At 60.0% G+C, this 9,924-nt stretch carries 15 protein-coding genes and 2 pseudogenes; 9 read left to right on the top strand and 8 right to left on the bottom strand.

Annotated features, from left to right (window positions below; all coding sequences use genetic code 11):
- The 6 genes from AC27VQ_RS23315 to AC27VQ_RS23290 all read right to left on the bottom strand — a co-directional run.
- Nucleotides 1–220: general stress protein (locus AC27VQ_RS23315; RefSeq protein ID WP_488718182.1), on the bottom strand; the 220-nt coding region annotated here is incomplete at its 3' end.
- Nucleotides 221–244: 24 nt separating this feature from the next.
- Nucleotides 245–562: a PepSY domain-containing protein gene (locus AC27VQ_RS23310; RefSeq protein WP_488718181.1), complete on the bottom strand. Its 318-nt coding sequence runs from the start codon at nt 560–562 to the stop codon at nt 245–247.
- A gap of 127 nt (nt 563–689) precedes the next feature.
- Complete coding sequence (locus tag AC27VQ_RS23305; protein ID WP_488718187.1) at nt 690–1,178, bottom strand: SDR family NAD(P)-dependent oxidoreductase; 489 nt, start codon at nt 1,176–1,178, stop codon at nt 690–692.
- Nucleotides 1,063–1,308: an SDR family NAD(P)-dependent oxidoreductase gene (locus tag AC27VQ_RS23300; protein ID WP_488718180.1), complete on the bottom strand. Its 246-nt coding sequence runs from the start codon at nt 1,306–1,308 to the stop codon at nt 1,063–1,065. Before AC27VQ_RS23300 ends, AC27VQ_RS23305 begins: the two co-directional genes overlap by 116 nt.
- Nucleotides 1,309–1,357: 49 nt before the next feature.
- Nucleotides 1,358–1,567 carry a hypothetical protein gene (locus AC27VQ_RS23295; protein ID WP_488718179.1) on the bottom strand — a complete coding sequence of 70 codons (210 nt, stop codon included), beginning with the start codon at nt 1,565–1,567 and terminating at the stop codon, nt 1,358–1,360.
- A 24-nt stretch (nt 1,568–1,591) separates the two neighbouring features.
- Nucleotides 1,592–1,816 carry a hypothetical protein gene (locus AC27VQ_RS23290; RefSeq protein WP_488718178.1) on the bottom strand — a complete coding sequence of 75 codons (225 nt, stop codon included), beginning with the start codon at nt 1,814–1,816 and terminating at the stop codon, nt 1,592–1,594.
- Between the two features lie 236 nt (nt 1,817–2,052).
- Between AC27VQ_RS23290 and AC27VQ_RS23285 the strand changes: the two are divergent.
- Both AC27VQ_RS23285 and AC27VQ_RS23280 read left to right on the top strand, forming a co-directional pair.
- A pseudogene (locus AC27VQ_RS23285) lies at nt 2,053–2,669 on the top strand (hypothetical protein).
- A gap of 135 nt (nt 2,670–2,804) precedes the next feature.
- A complete protein-coding gene (locus AC27VQ_RS23280; protein ID WP_488718177.1) occupies nt 2,805–3,686 on the top strand; it encodes an alpha/beta fold hydrolase in 882 nt (293 codons plus the stop codon).
- Between the two features lie 49 nt (nt 3,687–3,735).
- Here the strand turns inward: AC27VQ_RS23280 and AC27VQ_RS23275 are convergent.
- Nucleotides 3,736–4,999 (bottom strand): annotated as a pseudogene (locus AC27VQ_RS23275) (DUF763 domain-containing protein).
- Nucleotides 5,000–5,243: 244 nt separating this feature from the next.
- On the opposite strand from AC27VQ_RS23275, the gene AC27VQ_RS23270 reads away from it, so the two are divergent.
- From AC27VQ_RS23270 to AC27VQ_RS23240, 7 genes are all read left to right on the top strand, one after another.
- Nucleotides 5,244–5,531 carry a hypothetical protein gene (locus tag AC27VQ_RS23270; protein ID WP_488718176.1) on the top strand — a complete coding sequence of 96 codons (288 nt, stop codon included), beginning with the start codon at nt 5,244–5,246 and terminating at the stop codon, nt 5,529–5,531.
- Nucleotides 5,532–5,560: 29 nt separating this feature from the next.
- Nucleotides 5,561–6,028 carry a hypothetical protein gene (locus tag AC27VQ_RS23265; RefSeq protein WP_488718175.1) on the top strand — a complete coding sequence of 156 codons (468 nt, stop codon included), beginning with the start codon at nt 5,561–5,563 and terminating at the stop codon, nt 6,026–6,028.
- Between the two features lie 78 nt (nt 6,029–6,106).
- Entirely contained in the window at nt 6,107–7,153 is a 1,047-nt protein-coding gene (locus AC27VQ_RS23260) for a YihY/virulence factor BrkB family protein (protein ID WP_488718174.1), read from the top strand.
- 68 nt (nt 7,154–7,221) lie between these two features.
- Nucleotides 7,222–7,749, top strand: coding sequence for a DUF4142 domain-containing protein (locus AC27VQ_RS23255; RefSeq protein WP_488718173.1), 528 nt, complete (start codon nt 7,222–7,224; stop codon nt 7,747–7,749).
- 38 nt (nt 7,750–7,787) lie between these two features.
- Nucleotides 7,788–8,012 carry a hypothetical protein gene (locus tag AC27VQ_RS23250; protein ID WP_306035938.1) on the top strand — a complete coding sequence of 75 codons (225 nt, stop codon included), beginning with the start codon at nt 7,788–7,790 and terminating at the stop codon, nt 8,010–8,012.
- A gap of 12 nt (nt 8,013–8,024) precedes the next feature.
- Nucleotides 8,025–8,207 (top strand): hypothetical protein, encoded by a 183-nt coding sequence (locus AC27VQ_RS23245; protein WP_488718172.1) that lies wholly within the window; start codon nt 8,025–8,027, stop codon nt 8,205–8,207.
- Nucleotides 8,204–8,578, top strand: a complete 375-nt coding sequence (locus AC27VQ_RS23240; protein WP_488718171.1) for a GFA family protein — start codon at nt 8,204–8,206, stop codon at nt 8,576–8,578. Before AC27VQ_RS23245 ends, AC27VQ_RS23240 begins: the two co-directional genes overlap by 4 nt.
- Before the next feature lie 54 nt (nt 8,579–8,632).
- Here the strand turns inward: AC27VQ_RS23240 and AC27VQ_RS23235 are convergent, their stop codons facing one another.
- Nucleotides 8,633–9,922 carry an Nramp family divalent metal transporter gene (locus tag AC27VQ_RS23235; RefSeq protein ID WP_488718170.1) on the bottom strand — a complete coding sequence of 430 codons (1,290 nt, stop codon included), beginning with the start codon at nt 9,920–9,922 and terminating at the stop codon, nt 8,633–8,635.
- Nucleotides 9,923–9,924: the final 2 nt, after the last annotated feature.

The raw sequence follows: 9,924 nt of genomic DNA, 5'->3' as shown, positions 1-9,924 counted from the left end.
CGAGGCCCGTCAGGAGGCCGCCGACACCGCCGACGGCGGCGCCAATCCCAGCACCGGTACCAGCGCCTTCGGCAGCGTTGGTGTCCTTGGAATAGCGGTCGTCGGCATTGTTCGAGACGATGCTGATATCGTCGGAAGGAACGCCCCGTGCTTCGAGCGCGCTGACAGCGGCGCGCGCATCAGAATAATCGTCATAGAGTCCGGTTACGGTCTTGGTCATGTGAGATATCCTCGAATTGCGATGTCACTCGGTGACGATGTTGCCTTGGTAGTCGAGTGCGACGGTGACGGACTTGCCGTCCTTAGTGGCCGTGCCACGCCAGATGCCCTTGTCGTCGAGCTTCAAGCCCGTGACGTCGGCATAACCTGCCTCGACGATGCGCTCCTTCGCCTGGTCCTCGGTGAAGCTGTTCGCTCCTTCGACCGGCGCGGTGGCGTTCTTGCTGTCCGGGGTGGCGACCGCCGGCGTGTCGCCATCCGTCGAAGGCGTGGTCGAAGTCTGCGCAAGAGCAGCAAAGGTCGATGCGCCGACGAAAGCGGCGGCGAGCAGTAGTTTCTTCATAGTGATGTCCTTGTTGTCAGGGCATTGAAGGCGTTGCATAAACTTCGCGGACGTCGTTTAGTTCCGCTCCCCTGTCGGAGATCCTCAAATTCTTGCCGAGCCAATAGCGAAAGGACCGGAGACGCCGTCAACCTTGCGCGTTTGCGCTGTCGCCTGCCGTGATCGAATAGGTCGCACCCGATGCCATGCGCGCTTCGTCCGAGGCGAGGAAGACCACCATCGGCGCAACGTCTTCCGGCTGGATCATGGGAACGCCGAGCGGCGACTTTTTCGCCAAACTCTCCAGCGCGGTGTGTTCGTCCTTCCGCTCGTTTCCCGTCGGCTTGCCGCCGGCGGCGTCGATCGCCTGCGCATAGCGATCTTCATGGCGGGTCAGCGCGGTGTCGATTAGGCCTGGGATCAGCGCGTTGACGGTGATGCCGTGCTCGCCAAGGTCCATTGCGGCCGATTTCATAAATCCGATAACACCCCATTTCGATGCCGAATAGGCCGCGCCACTCTTAGTGCCGTGCTGTCCCTGCGTCGATGACGTCAGGATCATGCGGCCACCACCGCGCCGGACCATCGCCGGACCAAAGGCACGGATCGCATTCGCGGTCCCGGTGAGTGCTAACAGGTCCGGCAATATCGATACCGACTATATCGGCGCCGGCGGTAGCGAGCGCCGTTGCGGCCGCGCGACCGATGCCGCGGGCAGCACCGGTCACGACTGCGACCTTCCTCGAAAGATCGAAGGATTTCTTCATTTGAACCATTTCCCATTCCTCCGTACCCGCGGCTCGCTCCTCAAGGCGTCTAGTCGACAATCGCACCGAGATCGCGGAACGCTTCAAAATAATCCGACGCCTCCTCGCCGTCGGCGATTACGCGGAACGCCTTTCCTTGGCTCTTCAATTCCTGAGCGGCTTTGAGAGCATCCGGATAAAGCAATTTCGGCTCGTCGCGGGTATCGGTTCCGTCAGGGTCGATGGAACTAAGTGCAATAACCTGGAATCTGGCCGTCATGGAATCTCTCCTTGTTGGGGCTGGCTAACCTTCGTTTCCATCTGAAATGAAATCGTCGGGGACCGCCCCGCGCGCCCTTCGCAATGCCTCCGCCTGATCGAGCCACTTGCGCCGCAAGTCGTCTTCGATCGCAAATGCGATGTCCTCAGCGCTCCAGCCGGCCTCCTCCATCTCCAGCACGAGAGCCGTCAGCTTTTCATCAATGATCGCGTGAAGCTCATCTGTCGGGGGATTGTTCTGAGTCTTCATATTGGGCCTTTCACCTGCGCAAAACGGGACGTCCACCAAGGTCGAGGGTGGTTCGAAGAGAACGCGGAAACTGTCATTGGGTTTCCGGCGTGCCCGTAATTGACAGAACTCGCGCTTCCAGACCCGAGTTTTTGTCTCAGCGGCGACCATGTACGTTCGGACGACTATGCGGCGGCTGCCCATGGAAACGAACGCATTCGTTGAAGATTGCGTACCAAAAGCCATCTATTACCTCGATGGCTAAAAAGGTAACCACCGCTGCGACATTCGCAAAAACCTGGGCGCTTTCATCGGCCGCCACTCTGGGCTCATCGGTTCGTGCAACGGGTATCCTTCTGGAGCTTCGCGCTCGCCTCCCCTTCGCCTGGAGAAAATCGCTCAATCTCACCGGTGGCAGCTTGATACTTGCAATGCCCGAAGGATCTGAAGACGACTTCGGTTCGGCGGCGGTGGCGATTTCACATGCCCTAGAAGCAATCGAGAGCTTGCCCGTTATTCCACGCGAGATCGAGGACATTTTGGCGATTTCCACGAGCGAACGGCGCCGCTGGCTGGACGACGGCCGCTTGCCGAGCGCCGGTACACGCACCGTCAAATTGCGAGGTCGCGCACGGCAGATTACATTTCATGTCTTTGACCCCAGAATTGTTGAGGAGTTGCTCGACCGGGGCGCCGTCGATGAATGGCGCGAGAATGACGCGGCAACCAGGCTTGAAAATAGGCGTCGCGCCGCCTTCGAGGCAAAGCTGACCCGTTCCTTGAAGAAAGCAAAAGAGGCAAGGCGGAAGCCGGCGATGCAAACTCAAACCTCACCGGGTGGGAGGCATTCCGCCGGGACGGATTGCTGCGTTAGGAGCCCCTGCGATCACCATCATTGTGAATGGACCTGGCGAAGTCGAAATAGTCATGAAGAACCGAAGCCTGCCCACAGAGCTAGCGCAGGGGTTTCAATCGCACCTTCATATCTTGTCCAACGAGTCGCTCGCACATGTTTGAAACTTTCACGCTTGAGATGATTGCCTTGCCGGAAGCAACGCTGCGCGTTCGATACGGAGGTTCCGGCCCACCTCTTCTCCTCTTGCATGGCCATCCACGTACCCACACGACCTGGTATCGGGTCGCGCCGCTCCTCGCACGTCACTTCACAGTCATCTGTCCTGATCTCCGCGGCTTCGGCCAATCGAGCAAACCAAGCGATGCGCATGACTTTATCGCATCCTCGAAACGCGCCAAGGCGCGCGACTGTATCGCGCTCATGGATCACCTCGGCTTTCCGACGTTCAACCTAGCTGGCCACGACCGGGGCAGCTACACGGCGTTTCGGGCCGCAATGGATCACCCAGACAGCATAGCAAAGCTAGCTATCCTTGACGGCGTGCCGATCCTGGAGGCGCTCGAGCGCTGCGACGCAGAGTTTGCGTCGCGCTGGTGGCACTGGTTCTTTTTCGGACAACCCGACAAGCCCGAGCAGGCGATCATGGCGGACCCTGCCGCATGGTACGGTGGCTCAAAGGATAAGCTCGGACCGGAAAATTTCGCGGACTTCATGGCAGCAATCAATAACCCTGACACCGTCAAGGGCATGCTCGGGGACTATCGCGCTGGTCTGTTCATCGACCATGTTCATGACCGCGAAGATCGGACCGCAGGGCGGAAGTTGGCCTGCCCGTTGCACGTCATTTGGTCGCTACGAGACGACTTGTCAAAAATCTACGGCGATGTCCTTGCCGTGTGGCAACCTTGGGCGGAATTGCAGGTAACGGGCCACGGCATCGATTGTGGACACCATGTAGCCGAAGAAGCGCCGGAGGACCTGGCGGAAGCATTGACTGCATTCTTTCTCCCAGACTGCAGGCAGGAAAAATGCTGACAGACCCAAATATCCCTCGTCGCATGGACAACATCGCGCTCACAAAAGCCTAATCGTCTGAATTCGACTTCCCGAGATCACGTTCCCACCCGAACACGCTGCGTCCGTCGATGGCGGCCGAACGGCGAAACTCCCCGGCGACGATCTTCTTCAGATCCGGCCCCGTCACATAGCGTTCGAGTTGACGGCTTTGCTCGTCAAGCCGCTTCAGCGCCTCCAATTCCTCTTCCAACCCCAACCTCGCCTTGCGGACCGCGGATTTCATCACGCCGATCGTCTCGTCATACACTTTCAATGGCACTGGAAACGGGTGTCTGTCCTTACCACCATGGGCGAGCGAAAACCGGGCGGGATCAGAAAAGCGACAGGGTGCTCCGTGCACAACCTCGGCCACCAGTGCCAGAGCCTGAACGGTGCGTGCGCCCACGCCCGGCGTGAGGAGCAGACCCTCGAAGTCGGCCGGTCCGCGCTCCGCTGCCGCAGCGAGATTGCCATGCAGACGCCGCATGTTGATGTCGCTCTCGCGGACATCGTGATGCGCCGGCATAACAAGATGCGGCAAGGTGAGTTGCGCGTCGGCTTTCTTCACGTTGATTGCCGGTGCTTTTTCGATCAACGCCAGCTCGCGGACGATACGGTCCGGCCCGAGCGTTGCAAGAAGATCGAGTTGCCCCTCCCGCGAGGGTTTGGCGCGCGTGTCGGCAAGATTGACGATTTCCCCCTGGTCCCTCCCCTCGATCGCGGCATGCGGTGAATCGAGAAAAGCGTTGAGCCCTTCGGACAGCCAGTTATACCGCCGAGCCTTACGTCTGTCGCCGTTCATGCCCTGCTGCACGACAACCCATTTCCCGTCGTCGGCAACCACAAATCCGTGCAAATAGAGGTCGAACCCGTCCTGCACCGCGGCACTATCGACCTTTGCGACCAATCGGCTTGTCGTGGAAAGTCTCACGCCGTCAAGGCCGACGCGATCAACGATGCTCATCAGTTCGCCCGGCGTCTTGCGCGACTGGGCGCCGCGCCCGCCGCAGACATGAAGGCCCAGCTCACCGGAGAGCGGAACCAGGCCGCGCTTCAACGCGCCGAGAACGCTGGTGTGTCACCCCCGAGGAATGCCAGTCCATTCCCACGACGGCGCCGAAGGACTGGAACCAGAACGGATTGGCCAGCCGGCGCAGATAGTCATCACGCCCATAGTGATGAACGATCGCCTCGGTGATGACCGCACCAAGCCGCGTCATACGATCCCCGAGCCATCTCGGAACTCTCCCCCCATGCAGGGGAAGATCGGCGCTTCCTGCGCGTTTCGCCAATGTCGTGACCTCTGAAATACCCGACGACAGATAGATAGTGCAGGACCAATCTACAACATCGCGGACCGCTCTATCGACACGTCTGATCCAAATGGCATCCGCTGACGGGACAGCGTCGCCCAGACGCAAGGAGCAAGCGCAATAACCCTCTGCGCCAGCGATCGTTGCCCGCAAAATTCGCCCGGTAGGGAACTTCCGATCCAAGACCTTGTTTCCGTTGCGATCATGACATGGAGACCAGACGATGACCATAAACCCAATCGGTGAGCCCATCCCCCGCGGTGTGATAGCCTACCCCTCCCCCGACACCACATCCGATGCGCAGGAAGCCGTCTCACAAAGCGGGCTGCAGGCTTGGAACGAACTGGCTGATATCGGCTTGAGCCTCGCCTTCCTCCCCGCCCTCGCATGGGCCAGTTTCGTGACAACCAGCACCGCCGCCTGGCAGTCATGGGCGTTCCCCGATTTGCAAAGCAGCGCGCCGCCGGTTTCAAAACTCTCGTCTATCGAAAGCAGACCGTTCTCAAGCTGATCTCACCACTCGAATTTATGGAGGCACGCATGGACAATGAATCCGTTTCACCCGCCGTGATATCGTTGCTGAACGAGCGGGCGGAACAGACGGCAAAACGCAAGACCAGGCTCGACAAGGGACTGGAGGATACCTTTCCCGCATCCGACCCGGTTTCCGTGACGCACACCGCTACTGCAACCGGTTCAATAGCGGCGGCGGCCGAGCCCCACGAAACTGAACGTCTGGGGCTCCACCCGTCCAACGATCCCTCGGCATCGACAGATGATCATGCTGCCGTGCTTCACGAGATACGACGCGACCTGGAGAACCTCCGTGACCGCTTCCGTGCTACTACCTTCGACGTCAGTGGCACCGCACGCGCCAAAGCCAGCGCGATCGAACGCCGTGTCGAACAGATAATGCGCGAACGACCTCTGGTGACAGTCGGCCTCGCTACCGCACTGTCTTTTATTCTCGGCGCCGGGTATGGCGCCAGAAGGAGAGACTATCGATGACAGTCCGCCCCGGCCGTCAGTGAGATGCCGAAAGGTCATCGCGCCAGCTCGACTCGGCTGACATCGATAGTTGCATTGATGGCACTTGCCGGCGCGGCGCTCTGGGTGGCTGCGCCGACATGGCGGGCGTCCGGACTGGTTCCTGATAAGCATGAAATCGATGCGCATGGCCGCGAAGCCGAGGTTCCGGAATCAATCCCGGCCCGAGGTCTTCGCGATGTCTTCTGGCGGGTGTTCCATGAGGTCTCGACCGACCGGGTGATGCTTATCTCAGCCGGTGCAACCTTCTATCTGCTACTCGCCATCTTTCCCGCCCTGGCGGCTTTGGTGTCGCTCTATGGCCTTGTCGCCGATCCATCGACCATGGCAGATCACCTGAACGCCTTGGCCTCGCTTCTTCCGCCTGGTTCCTTCGAGATCGTCGCCGATCAGATCGCCAGTCTTGCCGCCAGTCGGGACCGAACCCTCGGATTGACCTTCTTCGTTGGCCTGATCATCGCACTTTGGAGTACACGAAACGGCGTTCTCGCGATCTTCGACGCGATGAACGTCGCCTATGACGAGGAAGAAAAGCGCGGTTTCGTCAAGCGGACCCTGATCGGGCTGGTGTTCACCATCGGCGGGGTATTGGGGCTCAGCGCTTTGATCGGCGTTGTTGCTGTCTTGCCGGCCATCCTGGCATATCTCAGGCTGGACGGCGCCGACGAGCGGCTTCTCCTGATCCTACGCTGGCCGATCATGCTGGGACTCGCTTTTGCCGCCGTGACCTGTATCTACCGATATGGGCCAAGCCGCTCGCCGGCGCGTCTACGGTTGCTGACATGGGGCGCAGCGCTGACGGTGGTCGCGTGGATCGCCATGTCCGTCGGCTTCTCCTTCTATCTCAGCAATTTCGCCGACTATAACGCTGCCTATGGTTCGTTTGGTGCCCTGATGGGTCTTCTCATCTGGATTTGGCTTTCGGTCGGCATTCTGATTGTGGGGGCGGAGCTGAATGCGGAACTCGAACATCAGACGGCGCGGGACACCACGACAGGTCCACCGCTTCCCATGGGCGCACGTGGCGCCTTCGTCGCCGACACGCTCGGAGCAACGGCAGACGCGATAAAGAGCAACAGTGACTAGGCTTCTTCTCTCGAGGCGCTCGGAACAAGCGGCGGGCTGCGAGGTTCAAACAACAAAGGAGACCTGCAATGAAAACTCTACCCGCCACTTTTGCCCTGTTGCTGATTTCGTCCACCGCCTTTGCCCAATCGACGGCCGAGACCATAGGCGTCAACTCCGCCTTGAACATTCCTCCCAAGACGGAGGATTTCGTGAAGGAGGTCTCGATGAGCGACATATTTGAGATCGAGTCCAGCAAGCTCGCGCTGCAGAAGGGTAACGCGGCGACGAAAGCCTTCGCCCAGCAGATGATCGACGCTCACGAGAAGACGACGAGCGAACTGAAGGAACTGATCGACGGCGGCAAGGTGAAGGCGCCTGCGGCTACGGGCATGTCCGACGCGCAGAAGAAATCGTTCGACGAGCTCAAGGATCTCTCGGGCAAGGAGTTCGACGATGCCTATCAGGACGATCAGGAAGACGCCCATGAGGACGCCGTCGATGTCTTCAAGCGCTACGCTTCCGAAGGTGACGACGCCGACCTGAAGGCATGGGCCGCAAAGACGCTTCCGGCCCTCGAACACCACCTGAAAATGGCCGAAGACCTGGACGACTAGCCCGCACCATTGCGCGCTCGGTCATGGAGGAAATTCCAATGAACTCCGATAAATCCGCAAAAGGGTCGACAGACCCGCAGCGCGACGCCGCCGGCCAGTTCGCCCCCTCGCAGGCCGACCGGTCGGCAGACGGCGTCGCAAGCGCGAAGCCGACGGTTGTCACTGGTTCTGAGGATGCCACTGCGCACCGCGATCCCCCTGGCAAGAAGCGCCAGAAGGATTGGGACGTCGGCTTCGATGACCGCCAACCCGATCGATCGTGAATGGAGGTGGCCATGAACAAGAGGGAAAATCCGGGAGTTGAATACCGAAACCTTGAGCAGGCCGCCCGAACAGGCGGTGAGGCGGTTTCCGACCCGCATCCCGGCAGCGTATCGGACGGCACCCACCCGGAAGCTTCCGAGACAAAGCTCCCGCGCGGCGCAGATGACCACCACACGAAAAGGCGACCGACGTGACGCTCCTCACCGGATCATGTCTTTGCGGACAGGTAAGGATCACAGTACGGGGCGCTCCCGACCGAGTCGGCATCTGCCATTGCACCGATTGTCGGCAGGAGAGTGGCTCAGCCTTCACGTTTTTCGGTGTCTGGCCTGCTGAACAGTTCGAGCATACAGGAGAAACCGCCAGCTTTTCCGGGCGGTCCTTTTGCCCGCACTGCGGCGGGCGTGTCTTCTCCCTCGATACACATGAAGCAGAGGTCAAGCTCGGTATTGTGTCCGATGCGCCGTCACCCCTCACCCCCAGTTACGAACTGTGGATCAAGCGCCGTGAACCCTGGCTTCGGCCTATCGATGGCGCCGAACAATATGAAGAAGACAGGTCGTGACCGCGATCGGCCCGCTCGATTCATCCGTCGCGAAATCGCACCGTTCTGACAGCATCACCGATAGATTATCATCGCAGCGGCTGCTGCCGCCATCACAGTGGTGGCCGACCAGCCGGCGAAAACTAGCGTCGGGCGTGCCGTGAATTGTTTCATGCGTGCATGGCGGCTGACGACCATCATCATGCCGATCATAATGGGGACAGCGACGAAGCCGTTGATAACGGCATTCCAGAAGAGCGCGCGGATGGGGTCAATGCGAAGGAACTCGATCACAAGTCCGAGCATGGTAGCGATTGCGATAACGCTGTAGAAACCTATCGCCTCCTTCGGCCGGCTTTCGAGGCTGCAGGCCCACCCACAGCATTCCGACGCTGCATAGGCGGCCGAGCCCGCGAGCACCGGGATCGAAAGCATACCGGTTCCGATGACCCCGATGCTGAACAGAGCGAAGGCGAAATTTCCAGCGACGGGCTTCAGGGCCTCGGCCACATCGGCTGCGGTCCCGATATGTGTCTTTCCGCTCGCATGGAGGGTCGCCGCCGTGCTCATGATGATGGCAATGGCGACGAGGTTGGAGATCGCCATGCCGGCAAAGGTATCCATGCGGATACGCTTCAGTTCGCGCTTTGCTTGGCGCGGCGCCTGCCTTAGCGGCTGCGCCTCATCCTTTCCCTCTATCTCCTCCACCTCCTGGCTGGTCTGCCAGAAAAACAGGTAGGGACTGATCGTCGTGCCGAGGATGGCGACGATCACCGTAAACGTTTCGCCATCCAGCTCAAGCGAGGGCATGACAAAGCCCTTGCCCGCCTCGAGCCAGTCGATTTCCACAACGAAGAGGACAGCGTAGGAAAGCAGCACCATGGTCAGCCATTTCAGATAAGCGGCGTAGCGATGGTAGGGTACGAACATCTGCAAGACGAGCGACACGACCGCGAAGGCGATTGTTGTCGGCATGCTCGGCAGCCCTGTCGCAACTTTAGCCGAGGCACCCATGGCCGAAAGGTTGGCGCCGATATTGATCGTGTTGGCGACGAACAGCAGGCCGACCAGGAGAAGCACCATTGAGCGTGGCCAGATGGTGCGCAGGTTGGCGGCCAGCCCACAGCCTGTCACCCGGCCGATCCGCCCGCTGATCATCTGGATGGCCGACATTAGCGGGTAGGTCGGCAGCATCAACCAGAGCAGATTGAAACCGAACTGCGCGCCGGCCTGCGAATAGGTGGCGATCCCGGAAGGATCGTCGTCCGCGGCCCCCGTGATCAAGCCCGGCCCGAGTTGCTTCAGGATGGGTTCTGATCCGGCGTCACGCGGAGCATCTTCTTGACCCGCGGGATCGGTTGGCAATT

It is taken from the genome of Shinella sp. 20P9.1.1, assembly GCF_057798995.1.
Note: the sequence above shows the minus strand (reverse complement) of the source record. Positions and strands in the feature narration are given on the sequence as shown.